This window comes from Methylocystis sp. Sn-Cys, assembly GCF_016745395.1.
Taxonomy (GTDB): Bacteria; Pseudomonadota; Alphaproteobacteria; order Rhizobiales; family Beijerinckiaceae; genus Methylocystis; species Methylocystis iwaonis.
Genome location: NZ_JAERVJ010000002.1, coordinates 42303 through 66700, shown reverse-complemented (window position 1 = coordinate 66700; position 24398 = coordinate 42303). Strand labels below are relative to the sequence as shown.

General features: G+C 63.4%; 23 protein-coding genes. 11 read left to right on the top strand and 12 right to left on the bottom strand.

What is annotated here, in order from left to right; all coding sequences use genetic code 11:
- Positions 1-2 precede the first annotated feature (2 nt).
- The gene (locus JJT62_RS05005; RefSeq protein WP_202071610.1) at positions 3-356 is read right to left on the bottom strand and encodes a DUF2845 domain-containing protein; all 354 of its coding nucleotides are present in this window, start codon (positions 354-356) and stop codon (positions 3-5) included.
- Between the two features lie 311 nt (positions 357-667).
- Here JJT62_RS05005 and murJ point away from each other — a divergent pair, with 311 nt between their 5' ends.
- On the top strand, positions 668-2224 hold the full coding sequence (gene murJ / locus JJT62_RS05000; protein WP_202071609.1) for a murein biosynthesis integral membrane protein MurJ: 1557 nt from the start codon (positions 668-670) through the stop codon (positions 2222-2224).
- Here murJ and JJT62_RS04995 read toward each other — a convergent pair.
- Positions 2216-2815, bottom strand: a complete 600-nt coding sequence (locus JJT62_RS04995; RefSeq protein ID WP_202071608.1) for a hypothetical protein — start codon at positions 2813-2815, stop codon at positions 2216-2218. The two genes, murJ and JJT62_RS04995, sit on opposite strands and share 9 nt — an antisense overlap.
- Positions 2816-3170: 355 nt before the next feature.
- On the opposite strand from JJT62_RS04995, the gene ftsE reads away from it, so the two are divergent.
- From ftsE to JJT62_RS04970, 5 genes are all read left to right on the top strand, one after another.
- Positions 3171-3833, top strand: a complete 663-nt coding sequence (ftsE, locus tag JJT62_RS04990) for a cell division ATP-binding protein FtsE (RefSeq protein WP_202071607.1) — start codon at positions 3171-3173, stop codon at positions 3831-3833.
- 5 nt (positions 3834-3838) lie between these two features.
- Entirely contained in the window at positions 3839-4822 is a 984-nt protein-coding gene (locus tag JJT62_RS04985) for an ABC transporter permease (protein WP_202071606.1), read from the top strand.
- 94 nt (positions 4823-4916) lie between these two features.
- Positions 4917-5600 (top strand): YdcF family protein, encoded by a 684-nt coding sequence (locus JJT62_RS04980; protein ID WP_370568482.1) that lies wholly within the window; start codon positions 4917-4919, stop codon positions 5598-5600.
- 323 nt (positions 5601-5923) lie between these two features.
- Positions 5924-6760: a 1-acyl-sn-glycerol-3-phosphate acyltransferase gene (locus JJT62_RS04975; protein ID WP_202071604.1), complete on the top strand. Its 837-nt coding sequence runs from the start codon at positions 5924-5926 to the stop codon at positions 6758-6760.
- 385 nt (positions 6761-7145) lie between these two features.
- The gene (locus tag JJT62_RS04970) at positions 7146-7787 is read left to right on the top strand and encodes a hypothetical protein (protein ID WP_202071603.1); all 642 of its coding nucleotides are present in this window, start codon (positions 7146-7148) and stop codon (positions 7785-7787) included.
- Here the strand turns inward: JJT62_RS04970 and JJT62_RS04965 are convergent, their stop codons facing one another.
- The 6 genes from JJT62_RS04965 to JJT62_RS04940 all read right to left on the bottom strand — a co-directional run bounded on the left by JJT62_RS04965 (position 7788) and on the right by JJT62_RS04940 (position 12303).
- Positions 7788-8405, bottom strand: coding sequence for a biosynthetic peptidoglycan transglycosylase (locus JJT62_RS04965; RefSeq protein WP_202071602.1), 618 nt, complete (start codon positions 8403-8405; stop codon positions 7788-7790).
- 53 nt (positions 8406-8458) lie between these two features.
- Positions 8459-9052 carry a glutathione S-transferase gene (locus JJT62_RS04960; protein WP_202071601.1) on the bottom strand — a complete coding sequence of 198 codons (594 nt, stop codon included), beginning with the start codon at positions 9050-9052 and terminating at the stop codon, positions 8459-8461.
- Positions 9053-9124: 72 nt separating this feature from the next.
- Positions 9125-9847, bottom strand: a complete 723-nt coding sequence (locus JJT62_RS04955) for a hypothetical protein (RefSeq protein WP_202071600.1) — start codon at positions 9845-9847, stop codon at positions 9125-9127.
- A gap of 248 nt (positions 9848-10095) precedes the next feature.
- On the bottom strand, positions 10096-10941 hold the full coding sequence (locus JJT62_RS04950; RefSeq protein WP_202071599.1) for a 23S rRNA (adenine(2030)-N(6))-methyltransferase RlmJ: 846 nt from the start codon (positions 10939-10941) through the stop codon (positions 10096-10098).
- A gap of 101 nt (positions 10942-11042) precedes the next feature.
- Complete coding sequence (locus JJT62_RS04945; RefSeq protein ID WP_202071598.1) at positions 11043-11804, bottom strand: ribonuclease T; 762 nt, start codon at positions 11802-11804, stop codon at positions 11043-11045.
- 37 nt (positions 11805-11841) lie between these two features.
- Positions 11842-12303 carry a hypothetical protein gene (locus JJT62_RS04940; RefSeq protein ID WP_202071597.1) on the bottom strand — a complete coding sequence of 154 codons (462 nt, stop codon included), beginning with the start codon at positions 12301-12303 and terminating at the stop codon, positions 11842-11844.
- Between JJT62_RS04940 and JJT62_RS04935 the strand changes: the two genes are divergently transcribed.
- A complete protein-coding gene (locus JJT62_RS04935) occupies positions 12302-13714 on the top strand; it encodes an SGNH family hydrolase (RefSeq protein WP_246744730.1) in 1413 nt (470 codons plus the stop codon). The two genes, JJT62_RS04940 and JJT62_RS04935, sit on opposite strands and share 2 nt — an antisense overlap.
- Positions 13715-13859: 145 nt before the next feature.
- Positions 13860-14522, top strand: coding sequence for a L,D-transpeptidase (locus tag JJT62_RS04930; protein WP_202071596.1), 663 nt, complete (start codon positions 13860-13862; stop codon positions 14520-14522).
- A gap of 337 nt (positions 14523-14859) precedes the next feature.
- On the opposite strand, the gene JJT62_RS04925 is transcribed toward JJT62_RS04930, so the two are convergent.
- Both JJT62_RS04925 and JJT62_RS04920 read right to left on the bottom strand, forming a co-directional pair.
- Positions 14860-15069 (bottom strand): hypothetical protein, encoded by a 210-nt coding sequence (locus JJT62_RS04925; RefSeq protein ID WP_202071595.1) that lies wholly within the window; start codon positions 15067-15069, stop codon positions 14860-14862.
- 6 nt (positions 15070-15075) lie between these two features.
- Entirely contained in the window at positions 15076-16494 is a 1419-nt protein-coding gene (locus JJT62_RS04920; protein WP_202071594.1) for a glutamate synthase subunit beta, read from the bottom strand.
- Between the two features lie 220 nt (positions 16495-16714).
- Between JJT62_RS04920 and JJT62_RS04915 the strand changes: the two genes are divergently transcribed.
- Positions 16715-16930, top strand: coding sequence for an AbrB/MazE/SpoVT family DNA-binding domain-containing protein (locus JJT62_RS04915; protein ID WP_202071593.1), 216 nt, complete (start codon positions 16715-16717; stop codon positions 16928-16930).
- A 7-nt stretch (positions 16931-16937) separates the two neighbouring features.
- Positions 16938-17318: a PIN domain-containing protein gene (locus JJT62_RS04910; protein ID WP_246744729.1), complete on the top strand. Its 381-nt coding sequence runs from the start codon at positions 16938-16940 to the stop codon at positions 17316-17318.
- Positions 17319-17410: 92 nt separating this feature from the next.
- On the opposite strand, the gene gltB is transcribed toward JJT62_RS04910, so the two are convergent.
- Entirely contained in the window at positions 17411-22108 is a 4698-nt protein-coding gene (gene gltB / locus JJT62_RS04905) for a glutamate synthase large subunit (RefSeq protein WP_202071591.1), read from the bottom strand.
- A gap of 466 nt (positions 22109-22574) precedes the next feature.
- On the opposite strand from gltB, the gene JJT62_RS04900 reads away from it, so the two are divergent.
- Positions 22575-23636, top strand: coding sequence for a hypothetical protein (locus JJT62_RS04900; RefSeq protein ID WP_202071590.1), 1062 nt, complete (start codon positions 22575-22577; stop codon positions 23634-23636).
- Positions 23637-23700: 64 nt separating this feature from the next.
- On the opposite strand, the gene JJT62_RS04895 is transcribed toward JJT62_RS04900, so the two are convergent.
- Positions 23701-24165 (bottom strand): Hsp20 family protein, encoded by a 465-nt coding sequence (locus JJT62_RS04895; RefSeq protein WP_202071589.1) that lies wholly within the window; start codon positions 24163-24165, stop codon positions 23701-23703.
- Positions 24166-24398 lie beyond the last annotated feature (233 nt).

Sequence of the window (24398 nt, the reverse complement as noted above, 5' to 3'; positions counted from 1 at the left end):
GGCTATCTCCCGTAGCCGAGCGTCTCGATCTTGATGAGGCGGCCATTTTCGAAGGTGAGCGTCGGCATGAGCCGGGTCGGGCCGAAATTATAGACCCATTGCTCGATCCGCACTTCGCGCGCCACGGGAAGCGGATAGGTTTGCTCGAGCGAGTCGAGCGGCCTCGGTATGGTCGGGTTCGTCCCGCCGGCCCGATATTCTGTATGTTCATCCGTATAGGCTGGCGCGCCGCAGCGCTGCAGCACCTCGAACTTGGACTGCCCCTCAACGACAAGCTCCGAGCCGCAGCGTAGCGCCGCGGCGGGGACAACACTCGCCGCAAGCAAAGGGATGGCAAGGAGCAGGTTTAATCTCATGTGATACTTATTCCCATTTGAGCAGCTTGCATTGGGGCTTGTCATTCCCGGCAGGCTGAAAGCCCGACCGGGAATCCAGAGCCACAGAAGCGCTGGTTTTGCTCTGGTTTCCCGATCGCTCGCTGCGCGAACGTCGGGAATGACACCGAACCGATCAAGTGGATCTCGTATTACTGGCCCAGTCGACGCGGCGCGCTTAAGAACCGCGCCAGAGAAACGCCCGATCCGGAAATTAGAGATTCTCGACGCGGCGCGCCACCGGCAGCGGAAGAGACGCTGATTTCGAGAATGATCCTGTTAAAAGGCAGGCAATGATTCGCAATCTTCTCTCGGTCGGCGGTTTCACCCTGCTCTCGCGGCTCACGGGCTTTCTGTCGCTCGCGATGCAATCGGCGATCATGGGCGCGGGCGTCGTTTCCGACGCTTTCTTCATTGCACAGCGCCTGCCCAACAGTTTCCGCAGCATTTTCGGCGAGGGCGCTTTCAACGCCGCTTATATCCCCTGCTACGCCAAGGCGCTGGAACAGGACGGCGCCGAGCCGGCGGAGGAATTCGCCGGCGAGGTCTATACGCTGCTCCTCGTCTCGCAGATCGTGCTGCTTGCCCTCGTCTGGCTCTTCGCGCCGCAATTCGTCGGGCTGCTGGCGCCGGGGCTCGGCGATCGGCCGGAGAAATTCGCGCTGGCCGTGAGCCTGACGCGCATCACCTTTCCCTACCTCCTCTTCATGACGCTCTTCGCGCTGCACATGGGCACGCTCAACGCCCATGGCCGTTTCGCGCTGCCGGCCTTTGCGCCCAACCTCATGAATCTCACGGTGATGGCGGCGCTCGCCGTCGCCTTTCTGTTTCCGAACGCCGGCTATGCGGCGAGCTGGGGCGTCACGATCTCCGGCGCGCTGGAATTGGGCCTCCTCATGTGGGGGGCGCGGCGCATCGGCGTGTTGCGCGGCCTGCGCAAGCCGCATTGGCCGCGCGTGCGCGAGTTTTTCATCAATCTTGGCCCGGCCGTGATCGGATCGGCCAGCCCGCAGATCGCCGTCTTCGCCGACACGATTCTTTCCTCCATGCTCGCGGATGGCGGCGTATCGGCGATCTCCTATGCCGAGCGGCTGTATCAGCTTCCCATCGGCGTTATCGGGATTGCGGCAGGCACCGTGCTGCTCCCCGAGATGAGCCGCCGCATCGCCGCCGGCGACGTCGACGGCGCGCATCAAGCGCAGAGCCGCACAATGGCGCTGACCATCGCGCTCGCCGCGCCCTTCTTCATCGCCTTCGTGACAATCCCGGAGCTCATCGTCGCCGGGCTTTTTATGCGCGGCAGATTTACCGCCGCCGACGCCATTGCCGCCGGCGACGTGCTCGCCGCTTACGGCGGCGGGCTGATGGCGCTGGTGCTGATCGCGTCTGCAAAGGCGAGCTTTCAGTCGCGCGGCGACACGGCGACGCCGATGAAGATCGCGCTTGCGGCGCTCGCCGTGAATGTCGCGCTCAAAATTGTGCTTTTCCAGCCGCTCGGCGCGGTCGGGCTCGCGACGGGGACCTCGGTCCAGGTCTGGGTCAATCTCGGCGCGCTCCTGGCGATCGCCATCGAGCGAGGATTTGTCGACTTCGACCGCGCTTTCGCCAAGACGCTGGGGGCGACCGTCGTCGGCTGCGCGCTGCTGGCGATGGTCGCGGCTTTCGGCCGGGCGCCCGCGCTGGCCTTCGGGGCGCATTTCGGCTCTCAGGCCAATCTGGCGGCGCTCATTCTTTTGGGCGCGGCGGGCGCGGTCGTCTATGGCGCGGCCCTTGCTGGCGCGCTGCACCTTATGGGAATCAAAATCGGCGCTCTGCGTGCGCGCGTGAAGCGATCGCCGGCTTTAGTCTGACGCTCGACCCTTCTGCGCCTCCAGCTTGGCGAAGCGGACCAGCACCTCGGCGCCGTCTTCCGGCGGCGACGCAAGGCGGGCGCGGAACGCGATCTTCTCGCCGGCGTCCAACCGCGACTTCGGCGCCGAAGTCGTCCAGCGGTAGCGATCGAGGCCATTCGCCCCCCGCACGGCAAGCGAGATGGCGGGGACGGCGTTGCGCTCGCGGCGGATATTGACGATCTCGCCCTCGGTGACGAGCACCCGGCGCGCGCCGTCCATCACGATGCGCGAGCGCACCTCGCGCAGCTCCAGCCCCGCGAGATTGACCGGCATGCCGAGCGCGCGATAGCTCGACGCGAGTGGCGGGGCGATGCGGACGATCCGCTCCCGCATGGCGATCATCGCCGTGGCGCCCATGATGATCGCGATGATGGCGGCCACGATTGGCGCACGGTCCCGCTTGACCTGCCGCGCCTGATGCGCGACGGGACGCGGGGGCCTGCCCCACATCTCCTCATAGCTTGGAGCGTGCGGGAACTCGCTCGAGGCTTCGGCCGCGATTTCCCGCTGCGCGCTGCTCCGGTGGATGTCCTCTCGAGTAAAGCTCATTTCAGGTTCCCGCTGTCGCAACGCTGATCGGCGAGCCGTCGCCACCGGCAGGGCAACCGGATGAATGCCGGACGTCAGCCGATCCCTCCCCTTTACGGGGAGGGTGGCCCCGCGTAAGCGGGGTCGGATGGGGCAAAGCCCCACCGCTACCGTTGCGGCGCGAGCCCCACCCGGCGCCTCCCCGTAAAGGGGAGGTATCTGGGCTAACGATACCGGCGCGCCATTCACCCGATGGCCCTGCGTCCATTAGGCGCTGTTATGGTTAAGAGCGCGTGAACTGCTATCCTTCGACGCTGATTCCCAGCAACCCAACCGCCGCTTTTGACGCGGCTCGATCGCCTGGAGCGGCAAACCGGTGCTGAGCTTCGAGAATGTCGGCTTGCGCTATGGCGTCGGCCCGGAAACCCTACGCGACCTCACCTTCCAGATCGCGCCGCGGTCCTTCCAGTTCCTTACCGGCCCGTCGGGCGCTGGCAAGACGACGCTGATGCGGCTCATCATCATGGCGCTGAAGCCGACGCGCGGTCTTATCAATATTTTCGGCCGGGACGCGGCGACGCTCGAGACGGATGAGATCGCCGACGCCCGCCGGCGGATCGGCGTCGTCTTCCAGGACTTCCGCCTTCTCGACCATTTGACCGTCTATGAGAATGTGGCGCTGCCGCTACGCGTTCTGGGGCGCGAGGAGGCAAGCTATCGCTCGGAGGTCATCGAGCTCCTGAAATGGGTCGGCCTCGGCGAGCGAAAGCATAGCCTGCCCACCGTGCTCTCGGGCGGCGAGAAGCAGCGCGCCTCCATCGCGCGGGCGCTGATCTCGCAGCCAAAGCTCCTGCTCGCCGACGAGCCGACCGGAAATGTCGATCCGACTCTCGCCCGCCGCATTTTGCGGCTCTTTGTGGAGCTGCACAAATCCGGGACGGCGGTCGTGATCGCGACGCATGATCTGAGCCTGATGGACCAATATGAAGCCGCGCGGCGCCTCGTGCTCGCGGACGGCCGTCTGCATATTTTCGAGTGAGGCGAATGGAGCTGCCGCCTTTCGTCGCCGATCTCCTCGCGCGCGCCGGCGTCCTGCGCCAGCCGGCGCCCGCCGCCGAGGAGGACGCCGCCGCCTTCCGCTCGCCGCTCGTGCCGACCGATTCTGTCGCCGGCCGCTCGCTCGTCATCGTCATTGCGATCATGACCTTCCTCGCGGCCCTCGCCGCCGGCGCCGCGCTGCTCGTCTCACAGGCGAGCGTCGAATGGCGCGCCGAGGCGTCGAGCGAAGCCAGCGTCCAGGTACGGCCCACGCCGGGTCGCGACATCGACGCCGATCTCGCGACGGCGGCCGAACTTTTGCGAAAAACCCCCGGCGTGCGCGAGGCGCAGGTCTATACGAAGGCCGAGTCGGAATCGCTGCTGTCGCCCTGGCTCGGCGAGGGCCTCGACCTTTCCGAGCTTCCCACGCCGCGCATGATCGTGGTGAAGCTCGATCCCAAGGAGCGGCCCGATCTCTTGGTTCTACGCGCGGAGCTGACCGAGGCTGTCCCCAACGCCGTGCTCGATGACCACCGCCTGTTTCTCGAACGGCTCGGAGATATGGCGCGCGCGGCCGTCGCCGTCTCGACGATGATTTTCGTCCTCATCCTCGGCGCCATGGGCATCGCTGTTGCATCAGCGACGCGCGCAGCCGTCGCCACCAACCGCGAGATCGTCGAAGTGCTGCATATCGTCGGCGCGGCCGACACTTTTATCGCGCGCGAGTTCCAGCGCCGCTTTCTCGCCTTGGGGTTCCGCGGCGCGCTGATCGGCGGCGGCGCAGCGATCGGCTTTCTCTTTCTGGCGCGCGCCTTGACGCATCATTGGCGCGCGACGGCGGGCGGGGAACAAATGGAGGCGATGTTCGGGGACTTCTCCATTGGCGTCGACGGCGTTGTCACGATCCTTTTGCTCGCCGGCGGCATTGCGCTTCTCACCGGCTTTCTGTCCCAGGCGATCGTGTTCCGTTACCTGAGGCGGCTGGGATGACGGCGATCATCCGGAACGCCGCCTTATGACCATATATCTGTCCAGAAACCGCGCCTCGATGCGCGGTCGACGAAACCGGCGGGAGGGAGGCAGAGTGGCGGGGCCAGCGCGTCAGGCAGGCACGGGACAGGCCAATATCGGGCGCGCCGTCGGCCTCGTCGCACTCGGCGGCCTCGCGTTCGGAATTCTGCTTTTTGTCGCGGGATATGTCTGGTTCGCGCTCTCGCTGGCGCGCAACGAGCCGCGCCTGACGGTCAGGGCGGAGGGGATCGTCGTCTTCACCGGAGGGTCCGACCGCGTGCAGGAGGCGGCCGAGCTTCTGGCGCGCGGCCAGGCGAACCGCATGCTCATCACCGGCGTCAATCGGGCGACCCGCAGCTCGGTTCTGGCGAGATTGCTGCCCGTCTCACACAGGCTGTTCGATTGCTGCGTCGATCTTGGCTATCAGGCGCAAGACACGATCGGCAACGCTCGGGAAACGCGCGAGTGGGCGCAGACGCGCAATATCTCCCATTCGCTCATCGTCGTGACCTCGAATTACCATATGCCGCGCGCGCTCGCCGAGCTCTCCGCCGAGCTGCCCGATGTGACGCTGCATCCCTTCCCGGTTGTGAGCGATCATGTAAACGTCGCCGGCTGGGCGAGCGACGTTGGCGTTATCAGGCTCGTGGGCGGAGAATATCTCAAATATCTCGGCGCCCTCGCGCGCATCACCCTGCGCCAGAACGAGACCGGCCCCGATATGACCGCGCTACGAGGGGAGCCGGCGTCGCCGTAGGACCGCGAGCCTTCAGGCTCGCTCAGACTGATGACAACGTGGCGATGACGCCCCTCGCGCTTCGAGACGGCTGCTGCGCAGCCTCCTCAGCATGAGGGACTTCTGCTTCTAGGCCAAACACTTAGGCCTCATCCTGAGGAGCGAGCGAAGCTCGCGTCTCGAAGGACGAGGCCGCCTCGGAGGTTTGCCAACAAACGGCGCGCGCCTTCAGGCTCGCAAGAAAAATGCGCGCCTGAAGGCGCGCGGTCCATTTTCCGGCGGCTTGTTAAGCCGGGCGCCGCTGGCGTAAAAGGCGCGGGTCTGCCGCAAGGAAGCGCCGCCCCATGATCTATCTGCGTTCGCTGGTCTTCCAGATTCTCTTCTTCCTGGCCATGGTCGCGCTGATGCTGATCTGGCTGCCGGGCCTCTTCATGGGCCGGCAGGTCTCGCAGGAGCTCGGACGCACTTGGGGCCGCGTGTCTTTGTGGCTGCTCGACAAGATTTGCGGCACGAAGGTCGAGTTCCGCGGGCTCGAAAACAAACCCAAAGGCGCGGTGATCGTCGCCTCGAAGCATCAGTCGATCTGGGACACTTTCGTCCTGCCGACCCAATTCCCGGACTTCAGCTACATCCTCAAGCATGAGCTGGTCTGGCTGCCCTTCTTCGGCTGGTATCTGCTCGCCGCGGAGCAGATCGCCATCGACCGCGCCAAGGGCGGCAAGCTGCTGCCGCAGCTCATCGAGAAGTCGAAGACGCTCTTTGCACAGGGACGCCAGCTCTTCATCTTTCCGGAAGGCACGCGCCGCCCGGCTGGCGCGCCGCCGGCCTATAAGATCGGCGTCGCCCATCTCTACGCCGCCGCGAAAGTGCCGGTGCTGCCCGTGGCGCTCAACGCCGGCCTGTTCTGGCCCCGGCGCTCATTCCTGATCTATCCGGGCACGGTGGTGATCGAATTCCTGCCGCCCATCCCGCCGGGTCTGCCGACGCGCGAATTCTTCGAGAAGCTGCAAAACGACATCGAAACCGCCTCGGACGGGCTGATTGCCGAGGCCATTGCCGCCAATCCGAGCTTTGCGGCCCGCGTTGCGGAGAATCGGGCTAAGGCGATTGCCAAGGATAAAGCTCGGGCGGAGAAAAAGGCGGCCGGGCGCGGCCGAAGCTCCGCGACGGGAGAAGCGTAAATGTGCACCCACTACATCTAATCACGATCGGCCCTCTCCCATTTAGGACGAGGGCGACAGCCAACCTATCGCTCTTTGGCACCAGCGCCACGGTTCCGAATTCGGTTTAACGCGCAGACGAGTTCCGCCGTCATGGCCGCGCTTGTCGCGGCCATCCACGCCGCGCTGACGCGGAAAGCTGAGAGCATGAGCCGGAATAATGCCGCGTCTTCTCCCCGCGTGTCGTAATGTCCCGGCGTGGATGCCCGCGACAAGCGCGGGCATGACGCGGTTGCGTAAAGTTTGTTAACCTGGATCGGAGGCTTGGTCAGATGGCGGGACCGCCTCGACCAAAAGCAGCCCGTAGTTTAGGATGGGCAGCACTTTGTCGTGCAGGAACCAAGTCATGTGGAATCTTTTCACGATATTCTTTAGCTTCGTTCTCACTGCGGTCATCGGGAACTTTCTTGCCGCAGGTTGGCAATATCGAAATTGGATTGCCCAACAAAAAGTATCTGTGTCTCAGAAAAAGAATGAAGAGCAAATGGCGCTGCTAGATGAAATCGAACGCCTAGCGTCCTCACGCCGATTTCATATGGCCCGATTTGCTTATTCGCTAGAGACAGACGACGATGAACTGATTAAGTCGAGATTCACCGAATTCGACAAAACGCTAGTACAATGGAACGAGAGATACTCAGCTTTTTTGGCGAAACTTCGTATTTACAGAACTTTCGACGACGCTATCCGTCTCGAAACGAGAATTCATACCCCTTTGTCTTTGTGCACCTCTGATCTAGCGGCATTACACAAGAAAGACAAGGCAACTCGTTTTGAAAAAATACGAAAACTAAAAATTCACGCCCGACTGAATACGATTAACGGGGAGATTATTGATTTCTCCAGAGATTACCTCACGGAGATTAGCCGTAATTCAGTGATTGTAATAGATCCAGATAGCAGAGATTTTAAATTTGAAAATCTACACTACTTTACTACTCTATTTCTATTAAAATCCCTATTCCGGGAGCGCCAGAAATACTTCTGACTAAGCAATTCTTCTTTTAAGGACGGGGTATAACTTGGCTGCATAGAGGGCACGTCGGTGAACCTTGGAGAACCATTCAGGTGTCTGACTTCGAGGGCAAGGGTATACAAGCATAGCCGCAAGCTCGGCTGCTTGTGGAAAAGTTAATTGGTCGAGTCTCGCCTGGTAGCAGTGATCAGCGGCTTCATCGAGCCCGCGCAAACCATGCCCCAGGTAGGCACAATGTAAATAGGAGCGCAATATCTCAATCTTTGAATAATGGAATTGAATAACAACAGACAATATCATCTCGTAAACCTTCCGGCGGATGGTAGGAGACTTATAACCGGTAAGAGTCCTCACAAGCTGCATGTCGATAGTGCTAGCGCCTCCGTGTTTTTGTCTGCTTAAAATACGCCACGCTTCTCTCGCGATCGACTTTAAATCAACCCCGTGGTGGCTAAAAAAACGCCGATCCTCCAATATTAAGATCAATATTTCCAGCTCAGTTAACGCCGGAGAATCCCAGTAAGCAAAAGGCTTTTTGTACGAGATCTCAAACAGGTCGCTATTCAATTTTATTAGCAAGTTACGAAAAGACGGCAACTTTGCCGGTGTCTCGCGATCGTTTGAACACATCTTTGAATCCCATTTTTAGAAATGCCGCCAACACCCGATAATTCAGCTCCAAATCACGCCTTCGTCGCCTCGAAAGCCGGCGCGCGCGCCGAAAAGTCGCCGAGCCAGGCGACGAGCTTGGGATATTTCGCCCGCCATGCGCCTTCGAAGCGCAGATCGAGATAACCGAGCGCGCAGGCGACCGCGATCTGGCCGATCGTGATGTCGCCGACCGGCGGCGCGGCTTCAAGCACGGCAAGCGCGCGGTCGATCTTGCCCTGCTGCAGGTCGATCGCCTCCTGATCGCGCAGCTCGGGGCGGCGCATGGCGGTCTCGTAGCGCATCAGCAGCGCCGCGTCGTTGATCCCGTCTCCGAGCGCCTGCAGGCGCAGCGCCTCGAAGCGCCGCGCGGGATCGCTAGGGAAAAGCTTTCCGCCGCTGAGATGGTCGAGATACTCCGCGATCACGCGGCTGTCGTAGAGCGCCGTTCCATCGGCCAGAATAAGCGTCGGAATTTTGCCCAGTGGATTTTGGCTGCGCAATGTGTCGTCCGGATCGGTCGTGCTGGCAGGCACGACGTCGACCTGCGCGGTAAGTCCAACCAGATCGGCGACAATGCGGATTTTGCGCGCATAGGGCGAGGCGGGGGAATAACGAAGGATCATCATTTGCGGACCACCGCCGTTTTGCTGAACGTCGGCGCGTTCCTTATCCCGACCGCGCGCCCCTGCGCAAGGAAGTCAGGGATGGCCCTCCCCGGCTACTTTTAGCTCGGTAAGCTTTTCCGCTTTGGCGCCGTCGTCCGGCTGGAGGGAAGGCAATGTGCGCTCCAGGCTGAGAAGCGCGTCGCGTTTTTGCCGTGGGAGGCGCGAATCAGCGAGCGCGATAAAATCCTCATCGCTGTGCGGGCAGCCGATGCGGCCTCGGAATATCAAAATCCCCGTTGGCGTCACGATGCTATCGCCCGCCCGCAAGGTTGCGTCGTGCAAGCGCAGAAGGGATTTATCCGCCGCGGCGGGCTGAAGCGGTTCCGCCCCGCAAAATAAGGGTTTTGACAGCCTGGCTCCCGTCGAATCAGAGCCTTCGGCGGTTTCCATCGCGTGAGCGCGCTCTTGCGCATTCTTTTTTGGAGAATTGTCGAAGCGCAAAGTGAAGGAATGACGTCGCGTGGCGCTGTGCTGGACGCGCGCTTGCGGCCGCGGCGCGCTGCGCGCCTCATCGGCGCCGCCCAGGCCGAAAAGCTCTTCAAAGAATCCGGCCTTAGCTGGAGTGGCGAGACTCGCGAAGAAGAGTGCGCACATAAAAAAACGGGCGATCTTTTCGGCTGGGCCACGCTTGTGAATGCTCATGGAATACATACGAAATGCCTCCACAATAATGCATCCGAGTATAACGATGACAGGTCGCGCTAATGACGGATTGACCCGTTCGCGAGAGACACTCTCGCAACGACAGGTAAACAATCGAGATGAGAATTCGTTTCATCTTATGTATTGGGCGCGACATCTTGTCCCGCGATGAGGCTCCCTCGTTCCGGCGAATGATTTACCTCAGCCCTCAAATCGCGGTTCGTTGTCATTCCCGACGCTCGCGCAGCGAGCGATCGGGAATCCAGAGCAAACCAGCGCTCTTGTGGCTCTGGATTCCCGGTCGGGCTTTCAGCCCGCCGGGAATGCCCCCCCCCAATGCGAACTTTCAACCGGAAATGACGTCACTCCCCCGTCAGGCGATCGATCTCGAAGCCCGCGCCTTCGGCCTGGGCCAGTTTCGACGCAAGGAAAGCGAGAATTTTCCGCGCCTCCTCTTCGAAAACGAAAGGCGGATTGATGACAACCAATCCCGTCCGCCGCAGACCTTCGCCCCCACGCGCAACCGCGAACGACAGGCGCAGCGTGCGTTTCACGCCCTCGCGCGCGAAGCGACCAAGAAATGCGCGCTCTGCAATGGCGTCCTTCGACGGATGCCAGAGCGCGTAAACGCCATTCGGCCACTTGCGATAGGCGCGCAGAAAGGCTGAGAACATCGCGTCGAATTCATCCGTCCGCTCGAAGGGTGGATCGATCAGCACGAGGCCGCGCTTCTCCTTGGGCGGCACATAGGCGCTGAGCCCGGTGTAGCCGTCGATATGGATCGCCTTCACCCGCGCGTCGCGTCCGAAGCGATAGCGCAGCGCCTCGAAAGCGTCGGGGCGCAACTCGCAAAAAATGGCGCGGTCCTGATCGCGCATCATCCGCGCGGCGATGAGCGGCGAGCCGGGATAGAGCCCCGGCCGCCCCTCGGCGTCGAAGACGCCGACGCAATCGAGATAGGGCGCGAGAAGCGCGCGCGTCTCATCGTCCGCGCTGGAGAGATCGGCGAGGCGACCGATTCCGCCGCGCCATTCCAGCGTGCGCTCGGCCTCGTCGGCGGCGAGGTCATAGGCGCCCTCCCCCGCATGGGTGTCGATGACGCGGAACGGCGCGTCCTTGCGCAAGAGATAGGCGAGCAGGCGCGCAAGCAGCGCATGCTTGAAGACGTCGGCGAAGTTGCCGGCGTGGAAACCGTGGCGATAGTTCATGCCGTTCTATCGGCCGGTTGCCGCCGAGCCGCAAGCGCGCCGATGTCGTTCCGCGCGCTCGTCATGTCTGCCCTGGATTCCCGCTTTCGCGGGAATGACATTCACAAGGGCGCCGGCACGGAAATCTCGCGCTGGCGGCAGCCGTGCTGCACGACCTCGGGACAGGCTCGGAACTCGCGCAAGTCCTTCGACAGGCAGATGCGCACTTCCTCGAAGACATTGCGACGGCAGGAGACCGCCATCATGCCCGGCCGCAGCCGCGGATTGGCGTCGTAGAAGGCGCGCTCGACATCGATGGGCGTGAAGGTCTGATCGCCCTTGGGCCTCACGAAAGCCGCAGGGATCGTCACCGCCTCTCGTGCGCGGGCGACATCGCCGAAATAGTCGCTCGGGCTCTTGCCGCTGCAGGTTCCGTGCTTGCGCCATTCGTAGCGCGCGAGGCGCTCGTCGGGGAAGAGCCCGTCGGCGCGCTGCAGAGCGATGCGGGAGGGCGTGCGCGGACCGTCACAGTCGCTGGGGAAGCCGTGCTCATATTGCGGCCACAGCCCATGCACGACGAAGCCCAGCCCCTTCCCCGGCTCGCATTGATCATGCGAGCCGCCGACGCTGTCGCAGAAGCCGGGCGACCAGCTCAAGGCGAGCACGTAGAAATCAAAATCCTTGGAGGGCGCGCCGCCGCGGAAACCGGCGTCGCGCTTGGCTTCAGGAGCGGGCGCGGGCGTCGCGTCTTGCGGCTTCGGCGGAAGCCGATCGGCGCAATGGTCAAGGATACAATCGTCGTCCTTGGCGCTCGCGGGCGCCAGAAAGAGGAAAGCAGAGAAAAACGCCGCCGCGCGCGCGGCAGTCAAAAAAATGCTGGTCATCGGAAAACCTCGGAGCCGCTTTGTTGAGCGGTCGGGCTCAAGGTCCGGCCGCGCGGCAATTCGGACTGAAGGCGTGGTTGCGGTCAAGCCCCTCGACGCACCAGGTGACGCCCGAACCGATGCCGATGAAGCCCAGATCCTCGCCGATGTTGTAGACGACGCGGCGGCGCTTGCCGTCGTTGAAATAGGCTTCCGCGCGGCAGTAGCGACGCGGAATATAGCTCAAACCATCGGTGCGATAGCCAAATTCGGAGGCGCTTTCATAGCCCTCGATCACGAGGCCGGAATTCCAATATTCGGCCTCCCGGCTGCCAAAGCTCGAGGTGATTTCCGTCAGCACCAGCGGGTCCGAGCACAAAGGCAAAATCCCCGAGTAAGGCGGCACGCGAAACTCCGCCGGCTGGTCGTGCTCGCGCGGCGCGGCAAAGGCCGAGGTAGCGCCGACGAGGCAAAATAACGCCAAGTGAAAAACAACGCGGCGAAAAACGGAGCCTGTCATGGGAATCCCCTCGATCGAGTCGGCCGAATTGGGGCGAATGCGCGCCGGCGCGTCAAGCGGCGATTTGCGAAGCTGCGAAAAAGCCCTTTATACTTTCCACATGGTTGACGCCCGCAACGCTCGTCCCGTCACGCTGCGCCGCGCGCTGGCGCTCGCTCTGATAGCGCTCGCCGCGCTCCTCGCAGGCCCGGAAGCCGCCGTGGCGCAGGACCCCTTTTCCGATTTCTTCGGCGGCCTGTTCGGCTTCAAGCGCGCGCCGGTTCAGCGCCCCGCCGACGAGCCGCGCGTGCGCCGGATCATGCCGCACCAGGAAAATCGGCCGCCGACCTATTGGCGCGGCGGCGAGGCGGCGCGCTCCACGCCGAAACGCGCCGTGAAGCGCAGCGAGCCGTCGCCGGGCGCGGGCGAAGCGGCAAAGCGCGAGACGCCCGAGGTCGCGGCGACTTATTTCGTCGCCGTGATGGGCGATACGCTGGGCATATTGCTCGCGAATGGCCTGGAGGAGACGTTCGCCGACAAGCCCGAGATCGGAATATTGCGCAAGGGCAAGGAAAGCTCGGGCCTCGTGCGCAGCGATTTCTACGACTGGCCGAAGGCGGCGAAAGACATCGCCAACGGGTCGCAGAAGATCGACGTCGCCGTGATGATGATCGGCTCGAATGACAGGCAGTCGCTACGCGAGGGCGCGCAGAGCGACGAGCCCTTCTCTCCGCGTTGGCGCGAGACCTACGCCGCCCGCATTGACGCGGTGATGGCGCCGTTCCGGGAAAAGAAAATTCCGGTGGTCTGGGTCGGCCTGCCGATGATGAAGAACGAGAGCTTTTCCGCCGACATGGGAAAGCTCAACGATCTCTTTCGGGAGGAGGTCGCCAAGAACGACGGGATTTACGTCGATCTTTGGGAAGCGCTCGCTGACGAGCGCGGCCGGTTCAACGCCTTCGGCCCCGACATCAACGGGCAGATCGTCAAGCTGCGCACGGCGGACGGCGTGCATTTCACCGAGGCCGGCGCGCTCAGCGTCGCGCATTTCGTCGCCACTGAAATCAAGAAGCTTTACGACGAGCGCAAGCAGCCGGAACTGGAAGCCGCTCCTGACGCGCCGGCGGCAAAAGCGCAGCCGCCCGCGTCGGCGGCCGCCCCCTCGGCCCCGCTCATTTTCCGCTCGCCCGAAAAGCCTCTCTCGAGCGAGGCCCCGGCGCTTCCCGAGCGCCCCGCCATCGGACCTGTCCAGACTTTGACTGGCGCGCCGGCTCCGGCCGGGGCGCCGGAACTGGCGCGACGCGCGCCTGCCCCGGCGCCCGCCGGCGCCGACGCGCAGGCGCTCGCGCGGCATGTATTCGTCGAGGGCGGCGATCAACCGCCGCGCCCCAATCGAGCGGACGATTATTCATGGAAGCCTGCTGCACCCTGACGCTCGATTGCGCTTTTACGCGATCGAGCGCGATTTCGATTTTTTGAAGGAAATTTTACCCTATCGGCCAATGTGCGCAGGCATATGGAACGCTTTGCCAGGCTCCGGCATTTTCCTGCCCAGATAAGTCTGGGGAGCTATTCAAATGCATCTTTTCGATTTCCGGCCTCTCGCCGCCGCGGCCTTCATGCTGACTGCCGGCGCCTTCTCAACAGAAGCCTCGGCGCAAGACCGTAGTTTCCTGGCGCTTTTTGAAGAACCGAGTCCCACCGCGGCTGGAAACGAGGATGCCTCTTACGGCCGCCAACAGGCCTCCTACGAGCAGCAGGACGACATGCGCGTGCAGCGGGACTATCCCACCGTAACGCGCGAGATGGTCTCCGACCCGACGAAGGAACGCCCCGGCACGATCACCGTCGATACGGAAAACCGCTACCTCTATCTCTCGCTCGCCGATGGACAAGCGGTGCGCTACGGGATCGGTGTGGGCCGTGAAGGATTTACCTGGAAGGGGCGCGTCCGCGTCGGCCGTAAGGAAACCTGGCCTGGCTGGACGCCGCCGAAGGAAATGCTGAAGCGCCGTCCCGATCTGCCGCGCCACATGGCCGGCGGCGAAGAGAACCCCCTCGGCGCGCGCGCCATGTATCTCTACTCGGGCGCCAAGGACACGATGTTCCGCATCCACGGCTCGAACGAGCCCTGGACCATCGGACAGGCCGTCTCCTCCGGCTGCATCCGTATGACCAATGACGACGTCACCGACCTTTTCAGCCGCGTGAAGATCGGGACGAATGTCGTGGTGCTGTGATACGAGATCCGCTTGATTGGGTCGGCGTCATTCTCGACGCTCGCGCCGTTTGGACACACAGGGGCTCACCGCCGTCATTTGCGAGGAGGCGGAGCCGACGAAGCAATCCAGGGCCGCATCGCCGCCCTGGATTGCTTCGCTTCGCTCGCAATGACGGGCTCTGGGCAAAACCAGCGCTTTTGCGGCTCTGGATTCCCGGTCGGGCCTTCGGCCCGACGGGAATGACAAGACCCCCACGCGAGCTATTCAACCGGAAATGATATGATTTATTTCTCCGCCGAAACAACAAAAGCCCCGGAAATCCGGGGCTTTTTTTGACTGTCGTCTGGCTGGACGCTTATTCCATATTGCAGTCGAAGACGAAATTGGTCAGCCCCGACAAGGTGATTTGAATGACGACCCAGGCCGCGATCAAAATCCAGGCGATTTTCTTCTGATCACGCCCGTAGAGAAAGGCGCCCGCCAGCGGCAGGACCAGAAAGAAGAACTGCCACGGCTGGGTGACGAATGTGTCGCAGTACCAAAGGTTCAATTTTTCGCTGACCATTTTTTCTCACCTTGGCAGATTTGTTTCGCCCATCAAATGCAGGTCGACCGCATGGGCGCATTGGCGCCCCTCGCGAATAGCCCACACCACGAGCGATTGACCGCGCCGCATGTCCCCGCACGCGAATACTTTTTCGCGCGATGTCTTATAGGCGCGCGTATCCGCCGCCACATTGCCGCGCGCGTCGAGATCGACGCCGCTTTGTTCGAGGAGCCCTTCCTTGATCGGCGAGACGAAGCCCATGGCGAGCAGCACCAGATCAGCCTTGATCGTGAAGGCGCTGTCGGGAATCTCCTGCATCTTGCCGTCGACCCGCACGCAGCGCAGCCCCTCGACCGCGCCGCCCTCGCCGATGAACTCCTTGGTCAGCACGGAGAACTCGCGCGCCGAGCCCTCCTCATGCGAGGAGGAGGTGCGCATCTTCAGCGGCCAGTCCGGCCAGGTCAGGAGCTTATTTTCCTTCTCCGGCGGCTTGGGCATGATTTCGAGCTGCGTCACCGACAGCGCGCCATGGCGCACCGAGGTGCCGATGCAGTCCGAGCCCGTATCGCCGCCGCCGATGACGACGACATGCTTGCCGGTCGCGAAGATCGGCTCGTTGGTCGTGAGCGGCTCGCCAGCGACGCGGCGGTTCTGCTGAGCCAGGAAATCCATGGCGACATGCACGCCGCGCAGCTCGCGCCCGGGGATCGGCAGCTCGCGCGGCTGCTCGGCGCCGCCGGCCAGAATTACCGCGTCATGGCTGGCCACGAGGTCGCGGACGTTCATGTCCACGCCGACGTTGACGCCATAATGGAAGACGACGCCCTCCGCCTCCATCTGCGCGACGCGGCGGTCGATCAGATGCTTTTCCATCTTGAAGTCGGGAATGCCGTAGCGCAGCAGACCGCCGGCCTTGGCGTTCTTTTCGTAGAGATGGACGTCGTGGCCGGCGCGTGCGAGCTGCTGCGCAGCGGCGAGACCCGCGGGGCCCGAGCCGACGACGGCGACCCGCCGCCCGGTCTTGCGCTTGGGCGGCTCGGGAACGACCCAGCCCTGCTCGAAGCCGCGGTCGACGATCGCGCATTCGATCGTCTTGATGGTGACGGGCTGGTCCTGAAGGTTCAGCGTGCAGGAGGCCTCGCAGGGCGCGGGGCAGATGCGGCCGGTAAACTCGGGGAAGTTATTGGTCGAGTGGAGATTGGCGAGCGCGCGCTTCCACTCGCCGTGATAGACGAGGTCGTTCCAGTCGGGGATCTGGTTATTGACCGGGCAGCCATTGTGGCAGAACGGGATGCCGCAATCCATGCAGCGTGCGGCCTGGCTTTTGGTCGCCTCTTCAGAGAGCGGGATCACGAACTCGTCATAGTGACGAATGCGATCGGCCGCCGGCTTATATTTGCGGTCCTGCCGGTCGATTTCGAGAAAGCCCGTGACCTTGCCCATATCGCATCCCACCTTTCGCATCGGGCTCCGGATGGTCGAAACCAGCCGGATCAAGCTCGAATTCCGCCAGTCCGCCGTCTGCTCAGCCCACTGCGTGATTTCGTGAGGAGTTCTAAACGCTTTCGCTTGGGCCCCGTCAAGCGAGTCCGGCTCCCAAATTGAACCTAAGCAAGAAAGCGCCTAGATATACGTCCTGCAAAATGGATATCCGGAGGCGCAAATGCGCATCTCAAGATGGGGCAACAGCCTGGCGGTGCGGCTTCCAGCCAAATTGGTTGAGGAACTCGGTTTGAAGGAAGGGGATGAGGTGTCGCTCGACGTGCAGCGCACCGAGGCCGGCGCTTTGTTGGCGCAAATCGAAAAGCTCGACGCGCTTCCGAAAATCTTCCCTGCCGACTACCGATTCAAGCGTGACGACGCCTATGAGGAGAAGTGACGTCTTTTTGGACACGAATATCCTCGTCTATGCTGTTTCGGAGGACAAGGAGCGGTCGGGACGCTCGAAGGAATTGCTGGCGCGCGGCGCCGTGGTGAGCGTCCAGGTGTTGAACGAATTCATTGCCGTTTCTCGCAGGAAAAGCCGCACCCCGTGGGAGACGCTGGAAAGGAGCGTCTCAACATTTAGAGAGACGCTCAATGTCGTCGCATTGACGCTCGAAACACATGAGCTCGGCGTCGCCCTTGCACGCCAGCACAATTTCGCTGTCTACGACGCCATGATCGTCGCAGCGGCGCAGCTCGCCGGCTGCCGCACACTCTACTCGGAAGACATGCACAACGGCCATCAGATTGGCGGGTTGAGGGTTGTGAACCCCTTTTCATGACCGCCGCGCTTATCGCAGTAGCCCAAAGAAAATGGCGCGGGACTCATCGTCCTGCGCCATTCTTTTAGAGGTCCGCTCTTAGGCTCGGCTCGTTACTCGCCCGCCGCCTTGAGCCGCCCCGGCTGCGCCTTCTTGGCCATCTCCGTCAGCGCGCGGCGGTATTCGATCGGCATCACCTTGCGGAACTTGCCGCGATAGTTCTCCCAATCATCGAGAATCTGCCGCGCGCGGGTCGAGCCCGTGTAGCGCAGGTGCCGCTCGATGAGCTGGCGCAGGCGCTCGGCGTCGAAGCGCGTCATATCCGACATAACATCGACCTTGCCATGCGTCTCCAGATCGCCGGTCTGATGATAGTTCTCGGTCATGAGCGTCTCTTCGGCGCTCACGGGTTCGAGATCGACCATCGCGAGGTTGCAGCGGCTCGCGAAGCTGTCGTCCTCATCGAGGACATAGGCGATGCCGCCGGACATGCCGGCCGCAAAGTTGCGCCCCGTCTGGCCCAGCACGACCACGACGCCGCCCGTCATATATTCGCAGCCGTGGTCGCCCGCGCCCTCGACCACCGCGACGGCGCCCGAGTTGCGCACCGCAAAGCGCTCGCCCGCGACGCCGCGGAAATAGCACTCGCCCGCGATCGCGCCGTAGAGCACCGTATTGCCGACGATGATGGAGTTCGACGGATCGATCTTCTTGGCGTCGCGCGACGGATAGACGATCAGCTTGCCGCCCGAGAGGCCCTTGCCGACATAGTCGTTCGCCTCGCCTTCGAGCTGCAGCGTCACGCCGCGCGCGAGGAAGGCGCCGAAGCTCTGCCCGGCCGTGCCGACGGCGCGGATGTTGATCGTGTCCTCCGGCAGGCCCGTGTGACCATAGATGCGCGCGACCTCGCCCGAGAGCATGGCGCCCGTGGTACGGTCGACGTTCTTGATCGACGTCTCGATCGACACTTTCGCACCGCGGTCGAGCGCCGGCCGCGCCTCGGCGATGAGCTTGTTGTCGAGAACCTTGTCGAGGCCGTGGTCCTGGAACTGCGAATGGCGGATTGCCGCGCCCTCGCCTTCCGGCTTGTAGAAGAGCTTCGAGAAGTCGAGGCCCTGCGCCTTCCAGTGAGCGATGGCCTTGCTCTTGTCGAGCATCTGCATCTGGCCGACGAGTTCGTCGAAGCTGCGGTAGCCCATCTGCGCCATCAGCTCGCGCGCTTCCTCGGCGACGAAGAAGAAATAGTTGATGACATGCTCAGGCTGGCCGGCGAAGCGCTTGCGCAGCACCGGGTCCTGCGTGGCGACGCCGACGGGGCAAGTGTTGAGATGGCACTTGCGCATCATGATGCAGCCGGCCGCAATGAGCGGGGCCGTGGAGAAGCCGAACTCGTCCGCGCCCAGCAGCGCGCCGATGATGACGTCGCGGCCCGTGCGCAGGCCGCCGTCGACCTGCACGGCGATGCGCGAGCGCAGACCATTCAGCACCAGCGTCTGATGCGTTTCGGCGAGGCCGATCTCCCAGGGCGAGCCCGCATGCTTGATGGAGGTAAGCGGCGAAGCGCCCGTGCCGCCATCATAGCCGGAGATCGTCACATGGTCGGCGCGGCCCTTTGAGACGCCCGCCGCAACCGTGCCGACGCCAACTTCGGAGACGAGCTTCACCGAGACACCGGCCTTCGGATTCACATTCTTCAGATCGAAGATGAGCTGCGCCAAATCCTCGATCGAATAGATGTCGTGGTGCGGCGGCGGCGAGATGAGGCCGACGCCCGGCGTCGAGTGGCGCACCTTGGCGATCACCGCATCGACCTTGTCGCCGGGGAGCTGGCCACCTTCGCCGGGCTTGGCGCCCTGCGCCATCTTGATCTGGATCATGTCGGCGTTGACGAGATATTCCGTCGTCACGCCGAAGCGGCCCGAAGCGACCTGCTTGATAGCCGAACGCATCGTGTCGCCGTTCGCGAGCGGCTTGAAGCGATCCGGCTCCTCGCCGCCCTCGCCCGTGTTCGACTTGCCGCCGATGCGGTTCATGGCGATGGCGAGCGTGGTGTGCGCCTCGCGCGAGATCGAACCGAAGGACATGGCGCCGGTGGCGAAACGCTTCACGATCTCGGAAGCGGGCTCCACCTCATTGAGCGGAACCGGCTTGCGGCCGTCTTCATCGGCGCTCTTGATGCGGAACAGGCCGCGCAGATTGAGCAGCTTCTCGTCTTGCTCGTTCAACGCCTTGGCGAAGGCGCGATACTGCTCCTGCGCATTGCCGCGGACGGCGTGCTGAAGCAGCGAGATGGTCTGCGGCGTCCAGCTATGCGCTTCGCCGCGCGTGCGGAAGGCGTAATCGCCGCCGACGTCGAGCGCGTCGCGATAGACAGGCGCGTCGCCGAAAGCGAGGCGATGGCGGCGCACCGTCTCTTTGGCGATCTCGTCGAGGCCCACGCCCTCGACGCGCGTCGTCGTGCCGGTGAAGAACTCGTCGACGAAGCTCTGCGCAAGGCCCACGGCGTCGAAAATCTGCGCGCCGCAGTAGGATTGATAGGTCGAAATGCCCATCTTGGACATGACCTTCAGCAGGCCCTTGCCGACCGCCTTAATGTAGCGCTTGATCGCCGTATCCGCGTCGACGTCCGCCGGGAATTCGCCGGCCGAGGCCTCCAGCGTGTCGAAGGCGAGATAGGGGTTGATCGCCTCGGCGCCGTAACCTGCAAGGCAGGCGAAGTGATGCACTTCGCGCGCTTCGCCGGTCTCGACCACGAGGCCGACCGAGGTGCGCAGGCCCTTGCGGATCAGATGATGATGCACCGCCGCCGTCGCGAGCAGCGCCGGGATCGGAATGCGATCCGGTCCCGCCATGCGGTCGGAGAGGATGATGATGTTGTAGCGGCCGGAAACAGCTTCTTCCGCGCGCTGGCACAGACGCTGGATAGCGCTACCCATGCCCGCCGCGCCCTTGCTGGAATCATAGGAAATTTCCAGCGTCTTGGTGTCGAAGCTGTCCTCCACCATGCCGATCCAGCGGATCTTTTCCAGATCCTCATTGGTGAGGATCGGCTGGCGCACTTCGAGGCGCTTCTTATTGGCCGAGCCCTCATGATCGAGAATGTTCGGACGCGGGCCGATGAAGGACACAAGGCTCATCACCAGCTCTTCGCGGATCGGGTCGATCGGCGGATTGGTCACCTGCGCGAAGTTCTGCTTGAAATAGGTGTAGAGCAGCTTCTCCTTGTCGGAGAGCGGCGACACCGGCGTGTCCGTGCCCATGGAGCCGATGGCCTCCTGACCCGTGACGGCCATGGGGAACATCAGCGTGTAAAGGTCTTCCTCGGTGTAGCCGAAGGCCTGCTGGCGATCGAGCAGCGTGACGTCGGCGCGCGCCGGACGCGCCTCGACGGGCCGCAGCTCCTCGAGCTGAATCTGCGTGCGCGCCAGCCATTCCTTATAGGGATGCGAGAGCGCGAGCTCCTTCTTGATCTCGTCGTCGGAGATGATGCGGCCCTGCTCCAGATCGACGAGCAGCATCTTGCCCGGCTGCAGGCGCCACTTGGTGACGATCTTTTCTTCCGGAATCGGCAGCACGCCCATTTCCGAGGCCATCACCACAAGGCCGTCGTCGGTCACAAGGTAGCGCGCCGGACGCAGGCCGTTGCGGTCGAGCGTCGCGCCGATCTGGCGGCCGTCGGTGAAGGCCATGGCGGCGGGGCCGTCCCACGGCTCCATGAGCGACGCATGGTGCTCGTAGAAGGCGCGGCGGTCGTCGTCCATCAGCGGATTGCCGGCCCAGGCCTCGGGGATCAGCATCATCACTGCATGCGCCAGCGAATAGCCGCCGCGCACCAGGAATTCGAGCGCGTTGTCGAAGCAGGCGGTGTCGGACTGGCCCTCATAGGAGATCGGCCAGAGCTTGGTGATGTTATCGCCGAAGAGCGGCGAGGACACCGACGCCTGACGCGCCGCCATCCAGTTGAGGTTGCCGCGCAGCGTGTTGATCTCGCCGTTATGCGCGACGAAACGATAAGGATGCGCGAGGCGCCAGGACGGGAAAGTGTTCGTGGCGAAGCGCTGATGCACCAGAGCGATCGCCGAGACGAAACGCGGGTCCTTGAGGTCGCGGAAATATTCGCCGAGCTGCGAGACCAGCACCATGCCCTTATAGACGATGGTGCGCGTCGAGACCGAGACCGAATAGAATTCGCGGCCGTTCTCGAGCTTGTAAATCTCGTTGGAAGACGACTTGCGGGCGAGATAAACGCGCCGCTCGAAATCTGCTTCGTCCTTCACATCGGGACCGCGGCCGACGAAGAGCTGCATGTGGTGCGGCTCAACGGCCTTCACCGCTTCGCCGAGGTCGCTCGAATCGACCGGCAGATCGCGCCAGCCGAGCACGACGACGCCCTCATCCTTCATCTGCGCGTCGAGAATCTCGCGCGCCTTGGCGCGCACTTCCGGATCGCGCGGCATGAAGAACTGGCCGATGGCGTATTCACCCGCGGCCGGAAGCGCGAAGCCGAGCTTGGCGCATTCCGCCTTGAAGAAGTCGTGCGGGATCTGGACAAGAATGCCGCAGCCGTCGCCGAGCTTCGGGTCGGCGCCCACCGCGCCGCGATGGTCGAGGTTGAGAAGAATCTGCAGGCCCATCTCGACGATGGCGTGCGACCGCTCATTGTGCATGTTGGCGACGAAGCCGACGCCGCAAGCATCGTGCTCTTTCGACGGATCGTAGAGCCCCTGCGCGGCCGGCAGGGCCGGATCGCGCCCGATGGCGATCTCTTGGCCCAGGGCCTCTTGCACGGCGTTATCAACGACCTTCGTCATGGCGGCGTCTCCTCGACGCGGCGCGGCGTGTTTCTGCGGCCGACGCCTCGTCACATTCGTTTTCCAAAAACTGCATAGAGCAAGTTCGCGGTGGATAGAAGCGCGCTTGCTCCCTCTCCAGCGCCTGCTTGCGCGCGCTTTCTTGCGCCTTCCCTTCGGCCAGGCCGCCGCGCCTCAGGCAAGAGGCGCGCCAAACCGTCTCGATCGTCGGTCGTTCGGCCCGCGCCGCCGGCTCTGACCGCGGCGCGATGGAAAATGGCGACTATCGAAGGGCGACGGCGCCGAAAGGTCAGCAGCACTGACATATCGACGCCCGTAATTTTTGCCAGATTTATGCTCCGGTGACAAGCAACCGCCTCCCGCGAGCGCCGTTCTTACCGGCAATTAATGTTGCGCGTCCAAGGCTCGCCGCAATCCCGGAGAAGATGGTAAGCGTGAGGGGGCGACGGTTTAAGGAAAAGTGTGCATGTCTTCTACCTGGCCGAAATGGGGAACCCCTCTTGCCCTCGGGCTCGCGTTGGCCTGCGGGATTGGCGCCGACGCCGCGACGGCGCAGTTCTTCTTCCGCCCTTTCGCCTATAGCTGGAGCTATCAGCCGCCGCCCGACGACGAGGATTTCGGAGAGCCGCGCTTCGCCTCGCGCGGCGCCGTGGCGCGCATCCTCGCCCGCGAGGGTTTCCAGCTCGTGGGGCCACTTGGCCGGCGCGGCGATCAGATCGTCGCCACGGGCGTCAGCCGCCGCGAGGGCGAGACGCGCTTTTTCATCGACCCCTTCGAGGGCGCCATCCTCCACGCCGTGCGGCTTGGCCCGCCGCCAGCCGCCGAGCGTCCTCGCCCGGACGATAACGGATTCGTTCCACAGCTTGGCGGCTCCCACCCGGTCGTCAAGGAGATCGGCAAAAACCGCGCGCCGGTCGACGAAGGGCGCGGAAATGGGCGTATCCTGCACGTGCCGCAGCCCGCCCCGGAGGCGCCCGCCGCCCAACAGACGCAGCGGCCCGCCAGCGGCGGCGCGGCGCGTCCCGCGCTTGCGCCCAGCGCGCCGGCCGTCGCCCAACCGGCTCCAACCGTGAAACCCGCCGAAACGCAAAAGCCGATCGAATGGGCGAAGCCGGCCGAAATTGCGAAGCCCGCCGAACCGGCCAAACCGACGGAGCCGCCCAAGGGGCCAGAAGCCGCCAAGGAGGCCCCTAAGCCGACGGAGGCGCAAAAACCGGCTGCGGCCACGCCGCCTGAGGCGGCTCCTGCCCCAGCAAAACCGGCTCCGGCGCAAAAGCCGCTCGAAACCAAGGCGGAGGCCGTCAAGCCACCGCAGCCGGGGCCGCTCGCCGACCCCGCCAAATCTCCGACCGCAGCGGCAAAGGCGCCCCCGGCGCGCACTGTCGCTGCGCGTTCGACCGCCGCCTCGCATCGCGCCATCGTCCCGCCGAAGGCGACCGAAGGCGCCGCCGCCGTCACCCCATCGGCGCCAACGACCGCCACGGCTCATGCCGCGCCCAGCGCCAAGACGCCCCAGAAGACGCCATAGAGTTTCCGGCAAAATAAAAGAGGCGCCCGAGCGGGCGCCTCTACAGGACGATTGACGAACGGCCTTACGCGGCCTTGGATTCTACAACCTTGGCGGTCGGAGCGCTGCCGCCAATCTCGATGCGACGCGGTTTCTGCGTCTCGGGGATTTCCCGCACGAGGTCGACATGCAGCAGGCCGTTGACTAGGCTCGCGCCCGTCACGACCACATGGTCGGCGAGCTGGAACCGGCGCTCGAATGCGCGGGCGGCGATCCCTTGATGCAGCATCTCACGACCCTGGGCGGGCGGGGTCTGATCCTTGGAGCCTTTGATCGACAGCGTATTTTCCTTGGTCTCGATCGTCAGCTCCTCGCGCGAGAAGCCGGCGACCGCCAGCGTTACGCGATAGGCGTTCTCGCCGGTGCGCTCGATATTATAAGGCGGATAGGTCGACGCGCCGTCGACGCCGCCGCCCTGGTCGAGAAGATTGAAAAGACGATCGAAGCCCACGGTCTGGCGATAGAGGGGCGAAAGATCGAAGTGACGCATGACATATCCTCCGTATGAAGCGACATGCGGCGCGCTGCGTAACGCGCCGCGCCTATTCGCGCGTCCAGTGCGGCCCGCGCTGAATTCGATTTGGGAAGCGGCTCGAGGGAGTTCAAGGGCCGGCTTTTTGTTGCTGGCCGAAAATAGGGTTGCCGAAAAGACACAGTTGAAGCAAATACGACTCTTATATGACCTAAGTCGCTAGCTAAGCCACGAACGCCTTAGCATAAATC